Genomic DNA, 25,968 nt, shown 5'->3' with positions numbered 1-25,968 from the left:
CCAAATCTGTGTTATATTTTCATAGCTTTTATTCTCAGCTATCTCCTTTGGATTAAGGTGACAGTGATAATCGAATATTGGCATTTTCTCTGCATATTCATATAGTTTTTTACTTACATCATTTTTTAATAAAAAATCTGAATCCATAAATTTTCTCATAGAAACTCCTTCAAATCTTTTTGTATTAGTTGTATGCAAGTATGATAACTAATCTTTTGCAATTTGTCAACAATTTTTTTTGTTCTATTTCCAGAGATTAGTGTTCTATTTTAAACAAAAAGCACTCAAAATACAGTGTTTTTAACTATACTTCAAGTGCTTCTGCTATAATATTTTTTTTATTTACTACAAAAATACTTTAAAATTATCTCTTAGAACTCTGTGTGTACTGTCTACTATCTTGTATAAATATATACTAGTCATACTATCTAAAGTTTTTAAGAAAATATTATTTGATTTTTGTATAAAATAGGAGTATAATTCAGTTACAAATGAAAATTATTTAATGCACGTAAGGTACATTATAGTGAGAGCCAGAAGTCGGAAGCTGGCTCTTTTCTATTTTTTGTAAATGTGTTATACTAATTACGGTGGTTTACTTAGCCTCTAGAAAGGGGGTGTACCATACGTGATGTCAAAAATAATTTTCATTGGAATACTTTTTCTTTTAATTTTTTTTATTTACTACAAAAATATTCTGGATATTTTGTCTCATATTTTTTAATTACATCTTTATAATTTAAAAGATGTTTTTCAATTAGTGTGTCTACATTCTTTTCATCTTTATTTTTTATTAACTCTACGATTTTTATATGTTGATTTAGTGTCGCTTCAATATTAGTTTTTTCTAAAGCATCTAAAAGTCTAAGTCTATCATAGTGAGTTGATAATCTTTTTATAGCTTTCCAACTATTCTTTTTATTGTAGTGATCAAATAGGATATAATGAAATTCATTATCTAAAGTGAAAAACTCATGTAGATCCCCTTCGAAGTTTAAAATTATTTTTTGATACTCTATATTTTTTTCTAACTTCATCACTAAGTCATCTACATTTTTATCGTAAATAGCCATTTTTAAGATCCTATCTTCACATGTTTCCCTAACAAATATAGCTTCCTCTACTAAGTTATAATCTATCTTAGAAACAAATGATCCTTTTTGAGGAAAAACCTGAAGTAACTTCTCCTCTACTAGTTGAACAATAGCTTCTCTAAGTGGTGTTCTACTCACATTTAATATTTTGCTCAGTTCTATCTCCCCAATTGATTCTCCTGGCTTTAAATTTAAACTCATAATATTCTCTCTTAGAACTCTATATATATACTGTCTAGTATTTTCTTTAGAATCTTTACTTACCCCTTGTAGTCTCATCCTTTTCTCTCCTATCAATGTTTTTATATATTATATCAGCATTCTGTAGAAATGTATACTAGTCATACTTTTTAAAGTTTTTTTACATATATTCTCTATAAAATAACAAAGGAAATATGCAGTTTTTCTTGTATTTTAAGGAGTGTTATAAATATGGAAAATCAATTTTTTTAGGGGGGCACAATGATAGGTATAGGTACAATACTTTTAATCTGTTTAATCATCTATATTTTATTAAAAAGAAGAGATCTTATCAAGTTAAACTTAAGAATCGAAAGGATGCAATCTATACTTTTTATAGTTTTTGTTATATTTCTACTTTTTGTGATAAATTTCTTAGATCAAAAAATCGCTTTTACTGTATCTAATCAATATCCTCAAGGATTACTAGCTAACTATCCTGCATTAAATAACACTTTAACATATATTTTTAAAGGAATCACTCACTTAGGCGAACCCAATTACTTAGCTTTAGTAGCTCTTCCTACATTTTTATACTTTGGGTATAAGAAGAATACAAAACTTCAAACTTTAATTTTAAGTACAGTCGTTATAATAATCTTTGGTTTTTTAATCTCTACTATTTTAAAAACTATTTTTATGAGAAGTCGACCTTACCAAGAGTGGAATAACTTTGGTTTTTATTTTATAACAGATGTTCTACAAAAGAGAGTTCCTTACAACGGAGATTATATGTCATTCCCATCAGGACACACTATGGTAGCTTCTTGTGGATTCTTTTACTTGGCAATGACGAATAAAAATATTCATATAAAAATATTTTGGTCAATTATTCCAATACTAGTTGCTATTTCTAGAGTTTATCTATCATATCACTGGCTAAGTGATGTTTTAGCTAGTTTATTATTTGGTCTTTTCCTTGCTAAAAAATACAGAGATAGTCTTAATCCATCCTCTTTAAATGATTTAAGCTAGGTAATTTATACCTAGCTTTTTTAGTTCTATCTATAGCAAAGTAAGCAATCATTAATTAAAATTATCAATTGATAAAAAAAAGAAAACATGATACAATCTTGTAATTAAAATTATCAATTGATAAAATTCAGGAGTGATTTATGCAAAATGAAAGTTTCTTTGAATTATTAAAACCTGATATTGAAAATTTCTTAAATGAGTGTGCTAGGCGTACAAATGAAGGAAAATTAAAATTAATTCCTAGAGATAAAAATATGACAAGTATATATGAAATGGGATTAAGTATTTTTAACGTTGAAGAAATTATTAGTGAACTACAAGTTAATGATTATTATAGAGGCCCATCATCTGATCATAAATTTCCAAATGATGATATTTGGGAGTTTATCACTCATTATGAAATGTATAAGATTTATATAAAATTAAAATTAGATAACGGTGATTTAGCTATATGCTTATCTTTTCATGAAGCTGAACGTTAATTCTATATTTATGTAATTTTAAGGAGGATTTTATGGATAAAAAAATTATTGTTTTAGTTAGAGAGAAAAAAGTTAAAGTTAGAGATCTATTTATAACTTTTAATGAAAAAGTTAAAGTTAATACTGAAACAAATGAAGAGATATATGATAGAAATATCGAAATTGAAAATACTACAACACTTTATGATATATATAGATCTGAAAAAAAAATGAACTCAACAAAGGATATCGTTGCTATTCGTGAAAAATACGGGTTAAACCAAAGTGATTATTCTTTAATTTTGGGATTGGGAAAGGTTACCATTCATAGATATGAAAATGGTATGCTACAAACTGAGGCTAATGATTCCATTATTACACTATCTAAAGATGTTAAAAATATGAAAAAATTACTTGAAATAAATTGGGATAAAATTTCAGAAGAAACTTATAAACTTTTATATGAAAGATTAACTAATTTGGAGTTATTAGAAAATCATAGAATTTTAAAAAATACTCCCTTATACACTGAAAAGAAAAGTTTTGAAACAGTCTGTGTCTTTGATGTTGTTAAAAAACTTCTGTGGATTTGTGATGAGCTCCAACTGGAAATTACGCCTCTATTTTTACAAAAAATTCTTTACTTTATTCAAGGAGTCTCTTTAAGATTTTATAATAAACCAGCTTTTCTTGAAAAAATTGTAAATTGGACATATGGACCTGTCATAGAAGATGTCTACCATAAATATAAAATTTATGATAGATGCAATATATCAAAAGAGGAAAATATCTCTCTTACAGAAGGTCTTGAAGAAATTATCTTTAAGGTATTAGAAAGTTACGGAGAGTTTAGTCCAAACAAATTGGTTTCTCTTACACATGAAGAAGACCCTTGGTTAGACACAACACAAAACGAAGAGATTACAAAAGAGGCAATTTTAAAATACTTTAAAAAAGTTTACAATTAATATTATCTTTATAGTAAAAAAGTAAAGTGCAAAAACTGCACTTTACTTTTTTTCTTTTAATAGATTAAAATAGCTTTAACAGCTCATCCCTATTCATTTTTAGAAGCTCTCGTTTCTCTCCATCTAAAACTTCACTAATAACTTTAGATTTCTCATCTTTTATAAGATTTATCTTCTCCTCGATAGTCCCTTTAGTTATAAGTCTAAATACATTTACCACATTTTTTTGTCCCATTCTATGAGCTCTATCTGTAGCTTGATTCTCCACAGATGGGTTCCACCAAGGATCAAAATGTATAACTGTATCTGCTCCTGTTAAATTTAGTCCACTTCCTCCTGCCTTAAGAGAGATTATAAATACATCTCCCTCTCCACTATTAAATCTTTGAACTAAGTTTAAACGCTCCTCCACCTTAGTTTTTCCATCTAAGTATAAAATATTAAATTCATCCTTTAAATGACTTTTTATTATACCCAACATCTCTGTAAATTGAGAGAACAGTAACACTCTATGTCCTCCACTTTTAGCCTCTTGAAGAAGTTCTAAAAGAGCATCTAGTTTTGCACTCTCCCCTTTATAGTCCTCAATAAATAGCTTTGGATGGTTACACAGTTGACGAAGCCTTGTTAAACAAGATAGTATCTTTATAGCATCACTGCCAACAGCTTCAACCTCTCTTTTATACTTTTCCAAATACCCTAAGTATAGCTTTCTTTGTTTTTCACCTAACTCAACAACAACATCCTGCTCAATTTTATCTGGAAGTTCCTTTAGAACCTCCCCTTTTGTACGTCTTAATATAAATGGCCCCACAACACTTTTTAAACTTTTTAGATTATCTAAATATCTCTTTTTAAATGTTGTATGTTTTCCAAGATAACCTGGAAAAGCAAAATCAAATATACTCCAAAGTTCAAGTATGTTATTTTCAATAGGAGTACCTGTAAGAGCTATCTTAGTTTCACCCTTTATCTCTTTTATAGCATTTGAAGTTTTTCCTAAAATATTTTTTATATTCTGAGCTTCATCTATAATTATATTTGCAAACCCCTCTCCAAACTCCATCTGTTTATAGAACTCTAAATCGTTTTTCAAAAGACCATAGGTTGTTATTAGAACCTCTCCACTTTTTAGACTTTCAATAACTTCCTTTCTCTCCAACTTAACTCCTACACACATCTTAACTGTTACTTCAGGAGCAAATCTTTCAAACTCACTTTTCCAGTTATACACTAGCGATTTAGGAGCTATAACTATACTTGGTAACTCTCTTTTCTCCATAGCTAAATACACTATAGTTTGTAGTGTTTTTCCAAGTCCCATATCATCAGCTAAGATACCTCCAAGTCCAAGTTTTTTAAGAGTATTCAACCACTGAACTCCATATAGCTGATAGTCTCTTAAAATAGGAAAACTCTTTTTTATAAAAGTTTCCTCCTCCTCACTTGTAATAGATTTTAGATTATTTTCCATCTCTTCAAAGTTTTTATCTAAAAGTAGATTTTTTATTCTTTTTAAAGTTGAACTTAAAAAGTAGCTATAGTTTTTAGCTCTTGAAATAACTCCAGCCTCAATCTCTTTTTTACTGGCCTCTGAAATATCTAAAAGATCGTTTAAATCATCTAGCTCTGAACTATCTCCTATATCAATAATTCCACCATTTTTTAAAAGATAGTATTTTTTCTTTTCACGAACTGCAGTTAAAAATCTAACTACCTCATCTTTATCTATTCCATCTATATTAAAACTTATATCTAAAATATCAGTAACTTTTGTTTCTACACGGTAACTAGCTGTGGTATAACTTTTATTTTTAAACTCCTCAGAGTAATACATCTCATAGTATCTCTCTAACTCAGGTATTCCCTCAACTACAAACTTATATATACTCTCAACATTTGTAATATGATAGGCTCCACTTTCAAAGTTATTTTTATAATCTTTTAAAACATCTTTATATAACGAATATCCTTCAAGTTGGTCACTTAAAATTATTGTTCCATCTAAGTCCCCCTCATATATTCCATCATAGAATCTCTTAGTATAAACCTTTAATCCGTAGGTATTATATGAGTCTATATAGATTTTATCCTCTATCTTTTTAGGAGTATAAACCTTTTCCCTTATATTTTCCGATAGTTCTAACTTAGCCACTTTTTGAATAGAGTTTATAACTACAGGAAGATTACTTTCACTAATTACCATAGTTTCGCTTCTGCTAGTTTTTTGACGAATTTTTTTATAGATCTCTATATCCTCACTTGAAACTCTATAAAATATTGGAGTTCCATTATCCAAATGAAGAAGAGTTCTCTCTCCTCTTTGAATAAAACTAGATATATTTTTAAAAGCTAGTTCAATATCACTACCTGAATTTTTAATATCTATCTCTAGAATCTCCTTCAGAGTTCCATTTTTTAAAACTATCTGATCTCCCTCTACTAAAATATCTATAAGTCTATCAAAACTAAATTTATTACTTAAAATAGTTGAAAGATTAAACTCTCCATAATAGCTTTTTTCAAGAATCCCCTCATACTCTTTTAGGAAATCTAAAAACTTTCTCTCCCACCCTTGAAAGTAATCTGTTGTAGGATTGTACTCATAAGATTTTCCAAAGTCAAAGGATGTTGTCCCATAAGCTCTCAAAAACTTAGAAAGCTTATTGGTCAACTTATAGTTTTTCTCTTTAGTTACAATCTCTATATCCAGTTTAAAATCTATATATCCCCTTATATTTTCAATTTTAGGGGTGATTTTTAAAAATATTAGATTTTTTTTCTCGCCCATTGGGTTTTTTAAAAAATCTAAATGAACATCTGGCTTGGTTCTTTCTATACTCTCTTTTTTTAAAACTAGATTATACGCTGCCATAGCAACAGATACAATGTGTTTACAAGGTTTTACATTCTCTCTAAAATACATACAACTACAATTAAAGTCTAAAACTTCATCTTTACTAAAAATAACTTCAGTTTTATAGTTTAAGTAGTTGCTTCCCTTTACTAATCCTGCAAGATTACGAACTCCCTCTCCGTAATACTCCTCATCTACTCCATAAAGTTTAAAGTTGCCAGCCCTTCCTCTATTATAATAGTCCTTTCCTCGACTATAAATTGTGTATCCAACCTCATTTTCTAATCTCTTTAAAAAATCCAATTGTGCCCTCCAATTTTTTCCTTTATTTTCTATTATATCATATAATCTTTCTTTCAAAAATTTATAAAAAAAGAGGATAGATAAATTAATATCTAACCTCATAATTTTTATAAGCTTTTATGTGAACTAAATTTTTTATATTTTTTGTAATTATCTGACTCCATAAATTTCTCCAGTGAATCTTGAAAAATTATTTTACCCCCATCTTTTCCTTTTCCAGGGCCAACCTCTACTATGTAATCACATGCTTTTATTCCCATAACATTATGCTCTATAAATACTACTGTTGCACCTTTAGATGTTAATAGTTTAAAAATCTTTAAAATATTAATACTATCTTTAAATGAAAGCCCACTTAAAGGTTCATCAAAAAAAAGTATTTTATCTTTAATATTTTTTCCAAGAGCATCTGATAGTTTTACTCTTTGAGATTCTCCTCCTGACAAAGTGTCCGTCGTTCTAAATAAATTTAAATGTCCTAACCCTAATTGATTTAATAAATTTAATTTATTATTTATTTTTGGTGATTCAAATATATTTTTAGTAATTAATTCATCTATACTCAAATTCAATATTTCATATATATTATACTTCTTATATTGATATTTTTTATCTTTTAGTATATTTTCAGAATATCTTTTCCCTCTACAACTTGGACATAAAACCTCGATCTCTTTTCCAAAATCATATTGAAATTTTATCTTTCCTTTTCCAGCACAATTTTTACACTTTCCTTCATCTGAATTAAAATTAAATATATTTGGATTTACTAATTTTAAATTTTGTGCAATCTCTTTTCTTATATCTTCAAATAAAGTTCCACTATAACTTCCAATTGTAGATACTGTTGTCCCTCTTATTGGCTTTTGATCTATATAAATACTATTTTCTATTTTTTTTGCCATCTCTTTGCACAAAGTACTTTTTCCTGAACCTGAAACTCCATAAACTCCAATTAATGATTTAGAAGGAATTTTTATACTTATATTTTCCAAATTATTTTTAGTTATATTTTTTATTTCAAAAATTTTTTCAGTTTTATTTTGAGATTTTGTATAAACTTCAGCTTCCAATTTTTTTCTATCTTTTAATTCATATTCTTCTTTTGTTATTTTTTCTCCACCATTTTTACCAGCTTTTGGACCTATATATATAACTTCATCTGATTTTTCTAAAAAATATGGATTATGTTCTACTAATAATAATGTATTTTCTCTATTTTTTATTTTTATGAGACTTTTATATAAATTTTCATATTCTGTCACATGTAACTTTGCACTTGGTTCATCTATTACATATAACATATTCGAAATTTGTGAGCTTAAAATATTGACCAATCTTATTCTTTGAAGTTCTCCTCCCGATAAAGTAGGGATACTTCTATTCAAATTTAAATATCCTAAATTAGAATCAATAATTTCCTTTAATAAAATCAAAATAAAATTTATATCTTCATCCTTGTTTTGTCTTTTTAGAAATTCATATAATTTAGATATTTCCATACTATATAGTTCACCTATACTTTTCCCTAAAAATTTATATGACAGTATATTTTTATTAAATCTTTGCCCCCTACATACCGGACACTCTTTTATTTCTGTATATTTTTTTATTTTTTGTAAGCCCGATGCTTTATTAGAAGCTTTTAACTCATCTTGCTGAGTTATAATTCCCACATAATAAAACTCTTTATTTCTAGGTTTTCCATAAGCTTTATATGAAACTCTGTATTTCTTCTCGCTTTTTTCACAATATAAAAGAAGTTTCTTTTCTTTTGGTGGTAGCTTAGATATTTTTACATCCAATGGTATCATATTATCTTCTGCAAATTTTATAAGTAACTTCTCTTCATACCCTAAAGTTGATTTTCTCCAAGGGATGAAGGCTCCCTCTTTTATACTTTTCTCTTCATCTACTATTTTATCTTGATCTAGCGAGTATACAAATCCTAAACCTTTACAGATTTCACAAGCAGAATTTGGCATATTAAATGTAAAAATTGCTGGAGAAACTTTATTTTCTTTTCCATAAATTTTCTTAAACTCTGAATCCAAATTTAAAAATGTCGCTATTGTAGATCTTGGGTTATTATTTAAATTAATTTGTTTTAAATCCACTGCTGGAACAATATTTTTATAATCTTTTATTCTATATGTTTTTTCAATACTATCATCATTTTTTAACTTAGCTTCTTCAAATCTAGAAATATTGTAAATTGTAGTATACGCTAATGAACTTTTTCCAGATCCACTTGGTCCAGCAATTGATATCAATGTATTTTTTTTTATTTTTATATCTATATTTTTTAAATTATTTGTCTTTATACCATTATATTCTATAAAACTCTCCTTCTTCTCCACACCAATCACAATCCTTTCTTCTTGTCATTTTTATGTTTCTAAAATTCATATCTTTTATTAAAAATTCGCTTCTATTATCATTCATAACTAGCTCACTTATTCCTGCTAAACACTTAAAAGCTTCATTTGATGTTATTGATGCTGATAATGATGTTAGTGGGGGAAAACTTCCTACTTTTCTATCTTTATTTTCCAATTTTTTTATATTTTTTGTATCTATTTTATTTAATTCTTCTAAACTTTTTTCAAAACACTTCACACATGCTGTTTTTCCTGGTATTACAACTTGGCCTATTAAAGATAGATGTAAGTTATACCCTCCACCTATTAAATGATTTATATTGTTTTTCATACAATATTCTCCAACTATTATAGATGTTTTATCTACACTTGGATAATCTGCACAATTAATTATTAAATCAATTTTAGTAAAATCTATTCTTTTAAAAAACTCAGGATCTAACCTATCTTTGATTTTACTAATTTTTAAATTTTCATTAAATTCAAGTAATCTGTCTGATAAAGCATCTATTTTATATCTTCCTATATCCTCTGAAAAAAATCCAACTTGTCTATGAAGATTACTTAATTCCACTCTATCAAAATCTACTAAAATTAAATTTTCTACACCAGACATTACTAAATTATGAGCGACCCAAGTTCCAACAGCTCCCAATCCTATAATCATCACTCTTGAAGTCTTCACTCTTTCAAAAGCTTTATTTACCTCAGAAACCGAGTTAAAATAATCTTCGAGCAAATTATAAACTCTAGGGTATTCTTTATATGTTGCTTTATAATTTTCATCTATTTTTAAAAGAACGTTCTTTTCATTTAAATATTCTATTAAGTATTTTGCTTCATCTCTACTTCTTTCATCTAAATTTTCATTTTCTAAAATTTCTTCTAATTCTTTTTTTCCATCAAACTTAAATAAAAATTCTTTTACTTCTGTTAATCCCTCTAGAGAAATAGATTTTCTAATATTAGTCAAAAAGAATTCTATTCTATTTTCTAATTCAACTACTGCTATCGATGGTCTCAATTTATATATCATTTATATCACCACATACTAAACATTTCCTATTTTTTTCAACCTTTATATATTTTATCTCTAAATCTTCAAACAAAAGCTCTCCTCTTCCTAATCCTAAATATTCATCTTTTCCTAAAAGATATTTTAATATTTCAATAACACCATAACTAATTGAAAATAAAGACATTGAAGCTAAACCTCCAACTTCAAATAATCGCTCTTTTTGATTTACTATTTTTATATTATATTCTGGTTTCCAATCTTTTAAATTCGTTGTAAAGTGATTTATATAGCAATCAACACAAGGAGTTTTATCGGGAATTATTAACTCACCTGTACTCATTAAATGAGCATCAAACCCTCCTGCCACAAATAATGGTAATTTCTTTTTATAACACTCTCTTCCAATTTTTAAACTTGTTACTCCTATATATGGTTCATCCAAAGTATTTATTATAAAACTTGGTTTTAGTGAAAAATATTTTGATAAATCACTATTAAAATTTATAGTATCATGATATGTTTCAACTTTAATATTACTATTTATATTTTGCAAATATAACTTTAAAGAATCTACTTTATATTGACCTATATCTTTACTTTTAAAATAAAAATGTCTTTGCTTTGATTTGAGAGATATTTTTTCTTTATCGACTATTATGAAATTTTCTACGCCCATCATAGCTAATTCAATAGCTATTCCTGATCCAATTGCGCCTGCTCCAAAAATTAAAAACTTTTGATCTTTTAATTTTTTTTGAAGTAAATATGGATTTTCTCTAAAAAATTCTTGAAAAAATATTAACTGTCTTGAATATCTTTCAATATCATTTTCATCTATAACTTTTTCTTCTTCTTTTATTACATAAAGAATGTTTCTATCTATTAAAAAATTTAAAAACTCCTCCAACTCTTTATCATAGTCTTGTTCTAACATTTTTAATATCTCACTTAATGATAAATTCCCTGTAAACCCTCTTATCAAATCAATTATATTTTGGTTTACTTCTATATTTATTCCCTCTCTACTATTTATAAAATAAAAATACAGTATATCTTCTCCTATTTTATAAACATCAACACCTTCTCTTAGCTTAAAAATCTTATCTAACATGTAATTATTTTCACCTCATATAAAAAAGGTGGCTATTAATAGACACCTTAGATTTTTAATATTGTATTACACCTGCATTAATTTCTAAATATTTTCCCCATTCTTCTGCAGTTGCTATTTCACCTATTCTTGTACAAACTCTAGTACAGCAATCACTTCTTCCACCAGAACATCCACCAGTATAATTATCTCTTTTTATTAGATCATCTTCGCTTAAAACTTTAAATTTAAAACTTTTAGTTTCTTTTACTTTTTCCATAAATATTCCCTCCTGAAATTAATATTTTTACTTTTATTCTAACATAACTTTATTTTTTTTTAAACCTCTTTCTCATTACCTCTTATATCGATTTATAAAAGATTGCTCTAATCCCATCTCTCTTACTTTATCCAACCAATTGTATACTGCATTTTGATTATACACATATTCACAATTTTCATCTTTTTCTTTTAAAAGAGCAAGAGCCATTAAAGCATATTCATTTTCTAAACAAGTTGCAAAAACACCTTGATCATCAGTATTTATAGAGACATGCATCTGATTACATTGTTTTTTACTTTCTAATCCATTATTATAAAATCTCACAATTGGATGCTTCACATATTTATCAAAAGTACTTATTAAATAATTTGAACTAGGATTTGTCTCTACTGATAAATTTTTTCTTGCTATTTCTTCTTGCATTTTAAATTGAAGTTTATTTATTAATTGTAAAATATCAAAATCTATTTTAAATTCTACAACTAAATCTCCCTCATTCTTTACATTTGAATTATAATGGTACTCTCTATATAATCTTTTAGCTAGTATATTTTTTCTTGCGTCTTGAACAACTTCTAAATTATTCAACTTAAACCTATCAAATATATCTATATTAATAGTATCAATCTCTTCTAAGTTATTTTCATCTAGATATATTTCGGGAGCATCTCCTCTAAGTTTCCAAGAATCTATGTATGAGTTTACACATATATTTTCTAAGTTTAAATTAGATTTTTGCATATAAATTTCCCTATAATATTTATTAAATAAAGACAATAGTTTATTATTTAAACATACAGAGATTTCAATGTTTAATTCATTTTTTTTATAAAGTAACCAAGCTATATTATCAAGTAAAATTTGTTTAGGGAGTAAAACAACCCCCTCTTTTGTTTCGTAATATTCTACTGGATCTATTCCTAATGCTAATGCATGCCCCAATCTATCGCCGTGAGATAGATTTAAAAATAATATACTTTCGTCTATAGCTCTTAATCCATCTACTATATCTAAAAAATCTTCTCCAACATGATAAGTTTTTCCAATCTCTCTATAAAAATTCAACCCTAACTCTGTTTCTAAATTAATAGGTTTATAGTTTTTTAAATATCTAAAAATTTGTCCAAATACTTCTGGCCTACATCCTATCTCTACATTTGCAGCATCTATTCCATAGACCTTACCTACAATTGGCTCTGTAGATTTTCTAACATCATTTAATGTTATCGCTTGCTCTAAAATATCTTCCCTTACTTTAAAATTTCTAGGTGTTATCATATTAAGAAGTTCATAATTTTTACTTTTATTTTCTACTTTTTTTATAAAATGAATTGTATGAAAATATTCACCTTTTTCATTTTTACTCTCCTCTTTCTTTTCAAGCTTTTGTAAAAGTTTCTCTTCTTTAGAATACCTATCAAAAATAGCTGTATCTTCAGCTTTTATTTTGATCTTTTTTAAAGAATCTATATAAGCTTTTTTAGTATTTTTTGGAGCTATTCTAGTCTCTAAAAATTTAATATTTTGATCTACAAGAGAGGAGTTTATTGCTAAATTTACAACTGCTTTTTCATATATACTTCCCTCTTTTAAAAAATCTTCCTTTCTATCTTGATAATCTGCAAAATTTGAAAACCCTACCACTCTATTAACTTGAATTATTTCATTTCGGAAGCTTTGTTTTATACATAAATAAATATAAAATAGCTCTGATATCACTTTATCTTTTGGTACTTGTAATATATGTTTAAAAACAGAGTATAAAAAATATCTTTCTCCATATAATAAAATATTTCCATTATGATATTTTGTATTATTATTAAAATTTATTGAATTTATATTTTTAGGTATTATATAATCTGGAATCTCTTTATCCAATTTTTTTCCATAAATATATTTTAAAGCGTCAATTTTACTTTGAAGATCTGTTTTTGATATAAATATCTCACTTTCTTTTAAATAGTCTCCTAGTTCTTTTCTCTTTTTATCATTTGTTAAAATACATATTTCATATAAATACATTCTTATAATTGCAGCCTTTAATACAAGGACATCAATTTTTTCAACATTTTCATCAAATGTAGATTGAATAACTGGATATAACCTTTTATTTTTCTTTAATTTTTCAAATTCTTTTTCCCTACCGCTAACATTATTCATTAAAGATATCCAAGAAAGCTGAAAATGTGGGGATGATCCATTTAAATGAAAATGATTTTCAGCTGTTCCTTTTTTTAAAATCTCTTTTATTCTATTGTTATTTGTACTTATTATTGAAGGCCATGAAAAATAGTTTCTTTTATAATTATTTTCAAAATCTTTTTCTGCAAAATAAGCAGTTGTAAATAAATCTTCACCTAATTGAAAAGATAACTCTCTCCATCGTAAAAGATTTTCAAATTGACAAACAGGTTTCCCTTCATTCTCCTCTAGAATATCTTTTGCAAATTTCATAACTATACTATGAATATTTTTTTTACTATTCCAGTTATTTTCTAAGAGATTACAAAGATTTAGAACTTCATCTTTATTATACAAGCTATTATTTTCATATTGAAAAAGAGTTATAAAATCATTTTTATCTAATAACGATGAAATTTTTGAGGATTTATCTAACATATAATCATTAGATAAAAGTTTTTTTAACATTTTATTAGGATTTTGATTTTGAAATAAAACTAATAAACTTTTTCTAATATTATTCATTATTCACTCTCTGCCTTTATGGCTTCTTTATACCACTCAATATTCTTTTTTATAAATCTCTCTATTATATCTGATTCATCTTTTGTAAATCCTTCATTTACTGTTAAATCATTTAATTGTAATAACTCTACAAAACTTCCTTTTTCATCTAGTCTATCAATTATTTTTTCCATATTTATTAATTGTTTTGTATCTTTTACTCCATCTAAATTTTTTAAGTCACCCTCAATACCTAGTTGTTCTTTTAAAATATCTCTTTTATAAAACTCACCTATAACACCTAAAAATATATCTTTATCATTCTCTTTCATAACTTTTTCATCTAGCTCTTCAGAAAAAGCTCCTTTTAAAAAATATTCCAATGGATTTTGGTATTTTCTATTTTCTCTCTCTGTTTTTAATGTAAATAAAATATTATTTATTAAATCTTTATTTTTATAATTTTTATTATCTATTATTTTTTTTATTATATCCTCTTTATACTTTTTAAAGTCTTCATTTAATCCCTCCTCATTTTCAGAACCCTTTCTTAACTCATACATATTCTTCAATAAATCGAACAAATCATCTATTTTCTCTTCTAATTTATCGTTATCTTCAACCGTTATTTTTTTTAATTCTTTCAACTTTTCAACAAGAGTTTTTTTAGTTTTTATTCTCTCTTCTTTTTTTAATAAATCATCTATTATTAAATTTTCATCTATTAAAACATTTGATAATTTAACTCTTTCATATATATTTTCTTTTTCTTTAGTTAAAGAGTTTATTTTTCTATTCTTATATAAGTATCCGTTATCATCAACAATTGTTTTAAAAGGTTCTAATAATTTTTTTAAAGTTTCATTTTCTTTATCATCTTCTAAAACCTTATTTAACAATGAATAACTATAAATATTTACATCATACCTATAACTATCCTCTAGAGTATCAATCTCTCTTACAAAAAATCCTTTATCACTTTCGCTTATTTCAGTTTTAAAAATATAGTTATATAACACTTCTAATGCAAATATCAAATCTAAATGTTGCTTTTTTCTTTTTAAAATACTCATCAATGATCTAACATCACCAATTCTTATTATATCTAAAATCTCACTCTCTTTTTTTTGTCCATTATATATTAAGTTTTCTAAATAAGTATAAATAACTCTGTTTTTATCAGATAATGCTTGTTCTTTATCCATTTGTTTTAATATAGATTTTTCTTCATAGTTTAATTTTTCTGATATCCAATACTCAAAAAAGAATCTTTTAAACTCCTCTAATTTTTTTTCATCCTCTGTTTCAGATATTTTAGAAATACTTAAAACAAAAAATATTAACTCTCTTAAATTATTTGGAATAAGCTCATGTCTTTTACTATTTTCCGGACAAATTTTTTTTATTTTTAAATTTATATATCTTTCAATAGAAAATTCTTTTTCTTTTTCAACTGTTATTTCTTTTTTTTCATCTAATATTTTTTTTATTTTTTTTATCTTATTTATTTTTATTTCTTCTTTTGTTTCATCTTCTATTTTAATTATTAATTTATTCTCACGTTCTTCTAAAATAGCATTTCTTAATTTATCTTCAAATGGTGAAGATAAATAAACCCTTCTATCATATGGTAAAAATTTTAATAAATATTTATATGCTCTATCATCTATTTCATTTTCTAAAAATCCATTTGGATAAAAAGTTTTAATTCCGCTATATTCTTTATAAAAACTCTCTTTTATTGCACCCTCTAGCTGCTCATATTTTACTGCTAATAAAATAATAACTTGCTCTCCCATTAAATACTTTCTTAAATATTCAATAGTTTGGTAAACATGTTGTGTATTTAAATCTAAATCATCTATTGATATTACTAACTTTTCTTTTTTTATAAATTTCAAATATTTTTCTATTAATTTTTTTATATTTTCATCTAAATTTATAGCTTCTGAAATTTCTAAAAGCTCATCCAAACTATTTCCAGAATCTTCATTTTTTCCTTTTATATATTTTATTCCTTTATGAATTTCGGAAAACTTAGATAACAAATCTCTTTTTTCATTATCTTCATTTTCAAAGTTTCTGTCATTCAATTTATTTTTAAACTCTTTAAATATATAACCTACAATCAATTCTAAAGTTTCTGTCCCTTTTATAAATTTAGATGGATCTATAGTTGATAAAATTTCAACATTTTTTTCTTTTTCTACTTTTTTCAAGAAACTTTTCATAAAAGAACTTTTTCCTGCTCCTCTATCCCCTATTATACTTATTATATTGTTAATATTAGTGTCTTTATTATTTTTACTCTCCAATAACTCTTGAAAAATTTTTTCAATTTTTTTATATTCATCTTTAAATAAGTAGTTCTCTTCTTCTTTTAATATTACTTCACTATATCGACCTAGATTCAATTTTTCTATCTCTATTATTTTCCCCATTTTTCCTCCAACTTATAACTTTTAATTTTTTATATTATTTTTATTTTAACAATTTTTTTACTCATAAATATACACCTTATAATAAAAGCTTAAAATTAGTGAGAGTCTAAAATACAAAAGTTTATTTTACATCATTTCCCCACTTAGTACATTATTTTTCTTAATTATACCACATGAAAAAAGCTAGGCAAATTAAAAAGAGTTCAAGTCTTTATTTTATAATTAAGTCCATTTCTAACTTTTTTAACTCATCTTCTATAAACACCTTTTCATAATCTTTATGCAGATAACTATACTCATACTCTTTAGAGTCAAAAGTTTTTTTTAGTATACATATTACAGGATATGCTTTGTGAGTTATCACTCCCATTTGTTGTTTTAATAAAGAGTTTGGATTATAGTAATTTTTCTCTTTTCTTAATCCTAAACTTATATTTTGTTTCCCAATAATCTTACTTGTTGATAGCTTTATATTCACATAGTTATTTGCATCATAATAACCTATATTACATGGTGTAAAAAATAAAGTATGATATTTTTCTATAATATCTAGTTTTAGACGAGTTGTTCCATTTGGATCAAAGTCAAAATCATTTAAACTTAACTTAGAATTTAATAATCTATCATAAAAAGCAGACTTTTTTATATTTAATTTAACCCCTGTTAAATGATGAAAATTTTCTTTTTTAAAAATAATTTTTCTTAACTGATAGTTATTATTCTCATTATAAATAATTAGATATTCGTGATTTTTTAAATATGTTTCATAATTTATAATCGCTATTTTCATTTTTTTTAAAGCTATTTTTTTATCCATTTTAGTTCCCCCTACTCAAAATAAAAGCCACTATAAACAAAAAGTTATAGTGGCTTTTATTTTATCTAGTTTTTCTGTTGCTCACCAACGGTACTGACTCTTATGTTCAGCTAATGTTTTAGGTTTTTCTGTTGCCTACCAACGGTGCTAACTCTTATGTTCAGCTAATATTTTGAGTTTTTAAGGTGCTAGACCACCTATGTTTACTTATATTATACTATATAATATAAAATTGTAAATAATTATTTTAGCTATTCTATTCAACTTTTTTAAGCAGATAAAATTTACAGAGCTTATGATTTACTAAATATATTACGATAATGCCGAATTAATTATATGTTATTGACTTTTTGTTTATTAAACCTTTTATATCTCCTCTAAAATCAGATCATTTCTCATTAAATCCTCATAAGTTTCCCTTTTAGAAACTAGGTAGCTTTTCCCATTTTTTACAAAAACTACAGCTGGTTTTAAAGCTTTATTGTAGTTACTACTCATTGAGTGTCCATAAGCCCCTGTACAACTAACAAGAACTAAATCCCCCTCGTCACACTTCCCTAACTTTGTATCCTTTATAATTACATCCCCAGACTCGCAACACTTTCCAGCTAAAGAGATGGTCTCCCTCTTCTCCTCATTTAACCTATTAGCTACAACACTTTCATACTTAGCACTATAAAGAGCTGGCCTTATATTGTCTGTCATTCCTCCATCTATAAAGACATACTTCTCTCCACCAAAGGTTTTCTTCTTTCCTCCCACTGTATAAAGAGTACTTCCAGCTTGAGCAACTATAGAACGCCCTGGCTCTATTGACACCTTTTCAACACTAAAGTTTTCAGCCTCTAAAGTTTCCTCTAAAGATTTTATAATTTTTTTCATCAACTTTTTCAGATCTACATCTGTATCCTCTTCTGTATATCTAACTCCAAACCCTCCACCAAGATTTATCTCAGGTATTTTTATATTCAGCTTTTCTGATATCTCTTTTGTGAACTTAACCATAGTGTCTATCCCCTCACCAAATGCTAGTTCATCAAATATCTGTGACCCTATATGACAATGAAATCCTAAAAAATTTAGCTCCTCTTTTTCCACTATATCTCTTACAATCTCCACTATATCCCTATCGAAAATAGACTCTCCAAATTTTGAAGTGTGTTTTGCTGTTTTTATATACTCATGAGTGTGAGCATCTATTCCTATGTTCAGTCTTAGCATCACATCTATTTTTTTCCCCAATCTTTTACAAACTTCAGCAACTTTTTTTGCTTCAAATCTATTGTCTAAAATTATGCTTCCTATTTCACTGCCTACACACATCTCTAACTCTTCTATAGATTTATTGTTTCCATGCATATGAACCTTTTTAGAATTAATTTTAGTGGATAAAATTGTTTGTAGCTCCCCTGCTGAAACTGCATCTATATGCAATCCCATTCTATCTACTACTTGAACCATTGCTTTTGACAGATAAGCCTTTGATGCATAAACAATAGTCGTTTTAAACTTCTCACTATGAAATCCCTCTTTTAAAGCCTTTATCTTCCTCTCCATAAGCTCTAAATCATATATATACAGCGGTGTTCCATACTCTTTTTGTAACTGTGTAACTAAAACTCCACCAATTTCTAAAACTCCGTTAATATCTTTCATAGTTCCTAAGTATTTCATATTTAGTCTCCTTTTTCTTCATAATCTTTTAAAGCTATCTGTGTATACTTAAATCCCATTATAATTAAAGGCACGTTTATATATACCATCATTATATTTGTTAAATCACTTATTATCCAAATATTATCTAACTCCGCTCCTGACCAAACACATGCCACTCCAAAAGGGATGAAAACCAGTGAAGAGATTAGTTTCATAATATTTAAAAACACCCTGTTTCTTGATATCTCTGTTGCTGATACTTCTACAAAGGCTATCATTCCTAAAATCGTTGAGAAAGCAAACATTCCATAACATAGAGCAACTAAAAACTGAATAGGTTTCTCTAACATTGTAGGAGATAATACTTTTAGTGATGTTATAAAATAACCTAGCTTATCGCTTCTTAAAGCCATAAAATCAAAACCATCTAAGTTCCAAAGGTTAGCAATTATAACTAGGAATCCAGAGATTGTACAAATTACAAAAGTATCTACGAAAACTCCAAAAGATTGAATAAACCCTTGTTCCACTGGGTGCTTTGCATCTGCTGCTGCCGCTGCCATGGTAACAGTTCCCTGCCCAGCTTCGTTAGACATAAGACCTCTTTTTATACCTTGTTGCAACGCAATTCCCATAGCTCCTCCAAAAATAGCTTCTGGACTAAAGGCTCCTTTAAACACAGCTGTAAAGAAGTATGGTATTTTATCTATGTTTATCACTATTAAAAACAGTGCTATTATAAAATATGTCACTGCCATTATTGGAACTATAAAATCTGTAGCCAGTGCAACTCTTCTAATTCCTCCAAAAATAATTATTGTTGTAATTAAAATTATACTTAAACCTATTACTATGTATAGGATATCTGTTCTAGCATAAACATTTCCTGTGATTTGACTAGCTACTGATCCAAATGCTGTGAACATATGAAACACTTGAGATGGGAGTGTAAATAGTGCATAGAAAATATACGCCACTGCTATTACAAATCCAGCTAACTTACTGTTATTTAGTAGTCTTCTACCGTAGTAAGCTATCCCCCCCACATAGTCATCTTCATTTTTTTCTTTAAAAATTTGAGAAAGTGTAGCCTCTACAAAACACGTTGCCATTCCAAAGAATGCACTGACCCACATCCAAAATAGTGCTCCAGGTCCTCCTGCTAAAACAGCACCTGTTACTCCCATTATGTTTCCTGGCCCTATTCTTGTGGCACTACTCAGTAAAAAAGATGCCATTGGAGATATTCCAATTTTAGTTTCATTTTTTCTTTTCAGAATATCTACTCCTCTTTTAAAATACTTAACCTGTACAAAATTTAGTTTCAATGTGAAATATAATCCACACCCTATCAGCAATAAAATAGCCAGTGAAAACTCCCCTATTATTGGAAGATTCTTATAAAATTCAATGTTTCTTGGAAACTCCCACAGAAAATCTGTTATTGGATTTAAAAAACTAAAAACATCATTTACCCTACTTAAATAACTCATATTCAACCCCTCACTTTTTTCATTTTTTTACAACTTTTCATATATTTTATATTTTTCTAATAAAAAAAACTACCAAAAAAAAATTAATGGTAGTTTTTGTAAAATTTCACTATATTATATATAAGAAAATTGTTTTACAACTTTGGATAGCACAACATTAGATATCTAATGACAGTTATATAGATATTTTCTATATCCCCAATAAAAATTTTGACGGATTTTTATTTCGGCAAATTCCCCTTTCAACTGACTTCAAAGCTTTGTCTAGCTCCACCAACTTACTCTTGTCCTCTGCAACCTCTACCTTTGTATTTTTTATTAGACACATAATATCACACAAAAAAATTTAAAGCAAATTTTTTTATTAAAATTTCTAAATGGTCGTTGTTACTTTTAGATGAAAACATAATAAGAGTAGAGATTTTCTCTAGAGATTTTCCTCTTTTAAAAGAAGATGGATGTTAGAAAATCTTTTTAACGAGTTATTGTCTTTTTTTATAAATTCCCACGTCTCTAAATAACTACCTTTTACAGCAAACTCTTCACTTCTAATAAAATCTTTGAACTCATCAAAATTATCTTCATATTGATCATTAAACTTTTCTGCAAAAAATTTTTTTTGATTATCTGGAACACCAATTAAATTATGAAGAACATGCTCTTGATTACATGAAAAATAATAGAGAGAATAGTCTAAAGAAACGTTAATCCTATTAAGACAAGACAGAACATTTAAATTTTTAGCCTTTCTTTCATTACGTTCTACTACTTTTTCTATACGTGGAGCTAATATATAGGTTTCAGTGTATTTAAACTCCTGTATTTCAGATGATTGCTTTATTGCATCTTCATTAATATATGCACCATCCATATCTACTATTACTATCACAACTTTTTTTCTAGCCATTATTTACCACTTCCAGCTTTTTTAAAAGCTTTTTTTATTTCATAGCTATCAGTTTCATTATACAACTCATCCTTTTTATTACTACTTCCAAGCATTACATTTTTCATATATACATTTCTGATATTATTTGTAACTTTTATATTTGAAAGTTTTGTATAATTATTTTCTTTATCAGTTGTTGTAAAAACTAAGTTATCTTTATTAAGTACTTCTAAAGGTCTTAGATTATGAGAAGTAAAAATAAGCTGTCCTTTTCCATATTTAGAAACAATTTCCAATATTTCACCTAAAAGATATTCAAATATTCCAGCATCTAGTTCATCAACTACCAAGCAATAATCAGAATTATTATAAACGACAGTAAATGAGCTTAGTATTGAAATTATTTTTTTAATTCCATCAGACTCATATCTTAATGGAATTTCTACATCTCCATTTTTAGAAAACAATTGAAATTTTACCATCTGTGATGATTTCTCATTAAACGACCTTGAAAGTTCTTTAGTAGTAACTGTTAATCCAGGAATTATTTTACTTAAAACTATATTCATTTGCTCTAAAACATTTTGAATGAGATTGTACTCATCTAGTAGAACCTCATTAGGCTGATTTAAATATAATCCTATCTTTCCATGAGATACTTTATCATTATTACTATGTCTAAAACTTAATGGAATAAGAAAGTTTGCATTAATCACTCCTGAATCTCTATTTTCTACAACAGTTAAGTTCATAGCTCCGTAATATCTCATAGCTTCTAAAACATCAGTTAGTTCTTTAAAATTATCTTTTGGTAGTTTATCTAAAAAAAATTTTGAGAAAATTAAACTCCTTCTTTCACTTTGCAATCTATTTTCTAAAACTCTAAACTCTACTCTTGTATCTTCATCAGAAATAAGATAATCTTTTAAATTTTTAGGTGAAATTTCCTTTGTACTGAAAAAAGCTCCTAACACCTTATATCTTTTACCTTTTTCTCTAGGTAAATCCAAAGAATAAATCTCTTCATCTATTACTCTAAAATCATGTTTTAATACATCACTATCATCATCTTTTACAGTTGATTTTTCTAAAGTAACCTTATATTTTATTGAACTTAATTTATCTTTAATAAATGCGTAAAACTCATACTCTAAGTCTGCGCTTACAGCATCTGCTGATATTAAGTTTATTGTATCTTTAGGTAACCTTTCTCCAGAAATCAAAATTTTTAATATATTTAAAGATTCAACTACTGCTGTCTTTCCAGATCCATTTTGTCCATAAATACCTATTATATCTGATTGCTTAACATATCCACTTTCATCTATCGATTGAGGCAATTCTATAGAGCCATTTTTTACATTTTTTATATTTTTTATACTTATAGATTTTAATCTAGTAACTGATTCCATATTACACTTCCTTTCTAAAAATTGAAAATTGGAATAAAATATTCTTTTTTATATTTTAAGCTTTTTTTTGAAAAATTGCAAATTAAAAAATTACTGATAATCTCCTGAGGTCACTTCCTCTACCCACCCTTGATTATCCAAATACCATCTAATAGTTTTTTCTATTCCCTCTGTAAATGGTGTTTCAGGATACCATCCAAGTTCTGTTACTATCTTAGTTGGATCAATGGCATATCTTGCATCATGCCCCAATCTTTACTTAAACTTCCTAAAATAAATGAGGTAGGATATTTTATCCTACCTCACCTTGTAAATTAATACAGTTATCAGATGGGCAGCATATCCAGCATATCTGTTTACTTAGTTTCCCAAGTGTGCAGGGTGCCTTTCCTGCTCGTTAATAACTGTATCTTCTGTATTTCATATCTAAAACCTTATTCTATTACCATCATTTTAAAAATGAACTGTAAAACTTATTTTTAATATATTCTCCCACAAATATCGGAATTGAGCTTAATACTGCAACTTCTGAATTTCCTTCTATATATTTTTCTTTTTGAATTGCAAAAATTTTCTCTTGATTAATATTTAGTAAATCTTTCTGCTCTTGAACCTCAAATTTTCCATTTAATATATAATTTAATTTCTTCAAATGACATTTTATAATATCTTGCCATATTTCAAATGTATACACTGTTATATTCTGATATCTCGAAGCTCCATCTTTTGCAACAACATCCTTGTATGAACTTCCTTTTTTTATCTCATAAGTTGCATCTTTTAAATCATCTCCATCTAAAGTTTTTATATGTTTTAAACTCTCTATCATCGGATAATTTATATATAATTTTCCTTCTATTGTTTCATTATTAAAATATTTTAACATTTCTATTATTTTTTTATCGTCTGCTAAAGAATCGTGTCCATCATAATCAAAAAATAAATAAATCGCAATATAGTCATCAGGATTTAAATCCAGTCCTTCTTTGTCATTTAAAATTTCTACTATTTTCAAATCTTTATCTGAAGACATTCTTTCATACAGTTTATAAATGTTCGTTTTATATGATACAATCTCTTTAGCCCTTATTTCTTTTAAAATAACTTTATTTAAACTACATATAACTTGGTGTTCTGTAACTTCTCCTTCTACTATAAATAATATTTTACTCATCAAATCCACCATTTCTATAGATTTTCTCTATATCATGTGCTTTTTGTAAAGATCTATCTGACCAATCTTCTAAGGATTTTATTTTATTATTTTCTATTTTAAAATAACAATCTGGTCTTAAAATTCTATTATTTATTAAAGATGTAGTATGTGTTGTAACTATCGCTTGAACACTTTCAATTTCTATAATTTTTTTAAAAACAAAACGAGCCAATTCAAAATGATAATGTGCATCAAATTCATCTATATAGACAAAAGATAACTCCTTAAATCTCTGAACCCAAAAAAATAATAGTAGTAAATCTTTCGTTCCTGAAGAAGCAATTTCTTTAAACGGTATTTTTTTATCATTATCAAATTCAAAAGCTATTAATTTTTCACTGCCATTATTTATAACGGCTAATTTGCAATCTATCCCAGCTTCGTTAAAAAAATTTTCTAAACTTTCCAATTGATTACTCTCTATTAAAACTTTATCCAAAGTTTCTATTCCATTAGTATATCCTAAGTACAAATTCCCTTCAACACTTTTAAAAAACAACATATTATCTACAAATTTAAAAAATCTAGATAATATTGAATTACTTGCTAATAGTACATTATTTCTAACATATTTGACCACTGCTATTTTATTTTGTCCTATTTTTTTATTTAAATTTTTAGCTTCCAATAAATTAAAAATAGGTTCTTCCTTTTCTCTTCTATCATATTTTATTATTACTCTATCATTTATTTTTAACTCTTCATCCAATATTGTATTATAGTCACTTTTTTTATAATTATACTCTACTATACTACTTCCTATTTGAAAAATATATGTAAATTCTGCATAATCCTGACTTGTTCCTGCTGATAAATAATTTTTATATAGACCTGTTTGAATCTCTTTATCTGTTAAGTTCTTAACTATATCAAATAATGCCAACCCTAAATTACTCTTACCAGTTGCGTTTTTACCATAAATAGCTGCTTTATTTACTATATTATTTTTTATTATATTTTCATTAAAATTATATTCTAAATTTACATTTGAAAAATCTATCTCTATCTCATCTTTAAAATTTTTAAAATTTTTCACTTTAAAGCTTTTTAACATCAGTTGCCCTCCTACTAAACTCAATTCTACAACTCATTATAGTATAACAAAATTTCATATCATTTGACTAGAGAAAAGAAAAGCTACTGATAATCTCCAGAGGCCACTTCCTCTACCCATCCTTGATTATCTAGATACCATCTAATAGTTTTTTCTATCCCCTCTGTAAATGGTGTTTCAGGATACCATCCAAGTTCTGTTACTATCTTAGTTGGATCAATGGCATATCTTGCATCATGCCCCAATCTATCTTGCACATAAGTTATTAAGTCATAATTGATGTTAGCTAAATCCGTGCTTAAAACCGCCTGATATTTTGGCTCCTCTCTCATGATTCTAGCTATTGTATCTATAGTAAGTTTTACTATGTTGATATTTTGCTCCTCATTAAATCCACCAATATTATAGATTTCATGTGCCTTAGCATTAGATATTACCATATCGATACCTTTACAGTGATCCATTACGTATAACCAGTCTCTAACGTTATCTCCCTTTCCATAAACAGGAAGTTTCTTTCCAGCTAAAATATTTTTAATAATTAGCGGAATTAACTTCTCTGGGAAGTGATATGGCCCATAGTTATTTGAACATCTTGTTATATTAAATGGAAACTTATATGTTTCTCCATAAGC

Annotated in this window: 20 protein-coding genes, 1 pseudogene and 1 riboswitch; of the genes and pseudogenes, 3 read left to right on the top strand and 18 right to left on the bottom strand. The window is 26.8% G+C overall.

Annotated features, from left to right (window positions below):
- Together ACRC8M_RS03070 and ACRC8M_RS03065 are read right to left on the bottom strand one after the other, a co-directional pair.
- On the bottom strand, positions 1-147 hold a 147-nt coding region (locus tag ACRC8M_RS03070), incomplete at its 3' end, for a glucuronate isomerase (protein WP_438527803.1).
- Positions 148-677: 530 nt separating this feature from the next.
- Complete coding sequence (locus ACRC8M_RS03065) at positions 678-1,373, bottom strand: GntR family transcriptional regulator (RefSeq protein WP_438527802.1); 696 nt, start codon at positions 1,371-1,373, stop codon at positions 678-680.
- 183 nt (positions 1,374-1,556) lie between these two features.
- On the opposite strand from ACRC8M_RS03065, the gene ACRC8M_RS03060 reads away from it, so the two are divergent.
- From ACRC8M_RS03060 to ACRC8M_RS03050, 3 genes are all read left to right on the top strand, one after another.
- Entirely contained in the window at positions 1,557-2,309 is a 753-nt protein-coding gene (locus tag ACRC8M_RS03060; protein ID WP_438527801.1) for a phosphatase PAP2 family protein, read from the top strand.
- A gap of 140 nt (positions 2,310-2,449) precedes the next feature.
- Positions 2,450-2,791, top strand: coding sequence for a type II toxin-antitoxin system MqsR family toxin (locus ACRC8M_RS03055; protein ID WP_438527800.1), 342 nt, complete (start codon positions 2,450-2,452; stop codon positions 2,789-2,791).
- Positions 2,792-2,823: 32 nt separating this feature from the next.
- Positions 2,824-3,738, top strand: a complete 915-nt coding sequence (locus ACRC8M_RS03050) for a type II toxin-antitoxin system antitoxin SocA domain-containing protein (protein ID WP_438527799.1) — start codon at positions 2,824-2,826, stop codon at positions 3,736-3,738.
- Between the two features lie 64 nt (positions 3,739-3,802).
- Here ACRC8M_RS03050 and ACRC8M_RS03045 read toward each other — a convergent pair whose 3' ends face one another.
- The 16 genes and pseudogenes from ACRC8M_RS03045 to ACRC8M_RS02970 all read right to left on the bottom strand — a co-directional run.
- Complete coding sequence (locus tag ACRC8M_RS03045) at positions 3,803-6,898, bottom strand: SNF2-related protein (protein WP_438527798.1); 3,096 nt, start codon at positions 6,896-6,898, stop codon at positions 3,803-3,805.
- A gap of 107 nt (positions 6,899-7,005) precedes the next feature.
- The gene (locus ACRC8M_RS03040; RefSeq protein WP_438527797.1) at positions 7,006-9,258 is read right to left on the bottom strand and encodes an ATP-binding cassette domain-containing protein; all 2,253 of its coding nucleotides are present in this window, start codon (positions 9,256-9,258) and stop codon (positions 7,006-7,008) included.
- Positions 9,227-10,315 (bottom strand): HesA/MoeB/ThiF family protein, encoded by a 1,089-nt coding sequence (locus ACRC8M_RS03035; protein WP_438527796.1) that lies wholly within the window; start codon positions 10,313-10,315, stop codon positions 9,227-9,229. Before ACRC8M_RS03035 ends, ACRC8M_RS03040 begins: the two co-directional genes overlap by 32 nt.
- Positions 10,305-11,408: a ThiF family adenylyltransferase gene (locus tag ACRC8M_RS03030; RefSeq protein WP_438527795.1), complete on the bottom strand. Its 1,104-nt coding sequence runs from the start codon at positions 11,406-11,408 to the stop codon at positions 10,305-10,307. The genes ACRC8M_RS03035 and ACRC8M_RS03030 overlap by 11 nt, the downstream gene beginning before the upstream one ends.
- A 55-nt stretch (positions 11,409-11,463) precedes the next feature.
- On the bottom strand, positions 11,464-11,667 hold the full coding sequence (locus ACRC8M_RS03025; protein WP_438527794.1) for a hypothetical protein: 204 nt from the start codon (positions 11,665-11,667) through the stop codon (positions 11,464-11,466).
- 75 nt (positions 11,668-11,742) lie between these two features.
- A complete protein-coding gene (locus ACRC8M_RS03020; RefSeq protein WP_438527793.1) occupies positions 11,743-14,376 on the bottom strand; it encodes a hypothetical protein in 2,634 nt (877 codons plus the stop codon).
- Positions 14,376-16,796 carry a hypothetical protein gene (locus tag ACRC8M_RS03015; RefSeq protein WP_438527792.1) on the bottom strand — a complete coding sequence of 807 codons (2,421 nt, stop codon included), beginning with the start codon at positions 16,794-16,796 and terminating at the stop codon, positions 14,376-14,378. The genes ACRC8M_RS03020 and ACRC8M_RS03015 overlap by 1 nt, the downstream gene beginning before the upstream one ends.
- 211 nt (positions 16,797-17,007) lie before the next feature.
- Positions 17,008-17,613: a PBECR4 domain-containing protein gene (locus ACRC8M_RS03010; protein WP_438527791.1), complete on the bottom strand. Its 606-nt coding sequence runs from the start codon at positions 17,611-17,613 to the stop codon at positions 17,008-17,010.
- 366 nt (positions 17,614-17,979) lie between these two features.
- Complete coding sequence (gene lysA, locus ACRC8M_RS03005) at positions 17,980-19,287, bottom strand: diaminopimelate decarboxylase (RefSeq protein WP_438527790.1); 1,308 nt, start codon at positions 19,285-19,287, stop codon at positions 17,980-17,982.
- Positions 19,288-19,289: 2 nt separating this feature from the next.
- Complete coding sequence (locus ACRC8M_RS03000; protein WP_438527789.1) at positions 19,290-20,762, bottom strand: alanine/glycine:cation symporter family protein; 1,473 nt, start codon at positions 20,760-20,762, stop codon at positions 19,290-19,292.
- Between the two features lie 139 nt (positions 20,763-20,901).
- Positions 20,902-21,073, bottom strand: a riboswitch (Lysine riboswitch).
- Positions 21,074-21,189: 116 nt separating this feature from the next.
- On the bottom strand, positions 21,190-21,669 hold the full coding sequence (locus tag ACRC8M_RS02995) for a hypothetical protein (protein ID WP_438527788.1): 480 nt from the start codon (positions 21,667-21,669) through the stop codon (positions 21,190-21,192).
- Complete coding sequence (locus ACRC8M_RS02990) at positions 21,669-23,063, bottom strand: AAA family ATPase (RefSeq protein WP_438527787.1); 1,395 nt, start codon at positions 23,061-23,063, stop codon at positions 21,669-21,671. Before ACRC8M_RS02990 ends, ACRC8M_RS02995 begins: the two co-directional genes overlap by 1 nt.
- A gap of 90 nt (positions 23,064-23,153) precedes the next feature.
- Positions 23,154-23,318, bottom strand: a pseudogene (locus tag ACRC8M_RS02985) (dTDP-glucose 4,6-dehydratase); the annotation flags it as partial.
- A gap of 193 nt (positions 23,319-23,511) precedes the next feature.
- Positions 23,512-24,237 (bottom strand): hypothetical protein, encoded by a 726-nt coding sequence (locus ACRC8M_RS02980; RefSeq protein WP_438527786.1) that lies wholly within the window; start codon positions 24,235-24,237, stop codon positions 23,512-23,514.
- Positions 24,230-25,333, bottom strand: a complete 1,104-nt coding sequence (locus ACRC8M_RS02975; RefSeq protein ID WP_438527785.1) for an AAA family ATPase — start codon at positions 25,331-25,333, stop codon at positions 24,230-24,232. Before ACRC8M_RS02975 ends, ACRC8M_RS02980 begins: the two co-directional genes overlap by 8 nt.
- Positions 25,334-25,416: 83 nt before the next feature.
- A partial coding sequence (locus ACRC8M_RS02970; protein ID WP_438527784.1) for a dTDP-glucose 4,6-dehydratase occupies positions 25,417-25,968 on the bottom strand: 552 nt, incomplete at its 5' end.

The organism is Cetobacterium sp., assembly GCF_051653945.1.
Classification (GTDB): Bacteria; Fusobacteriota; Fusobacteriia; order Fusobacteriales; family Fusobacteriaceae; genus Cetobacterium_A.
Note: the sequence above shows the minus strand (reverse complement) of the source record. Positions and strands in the feature narration are given on the sequence as shown.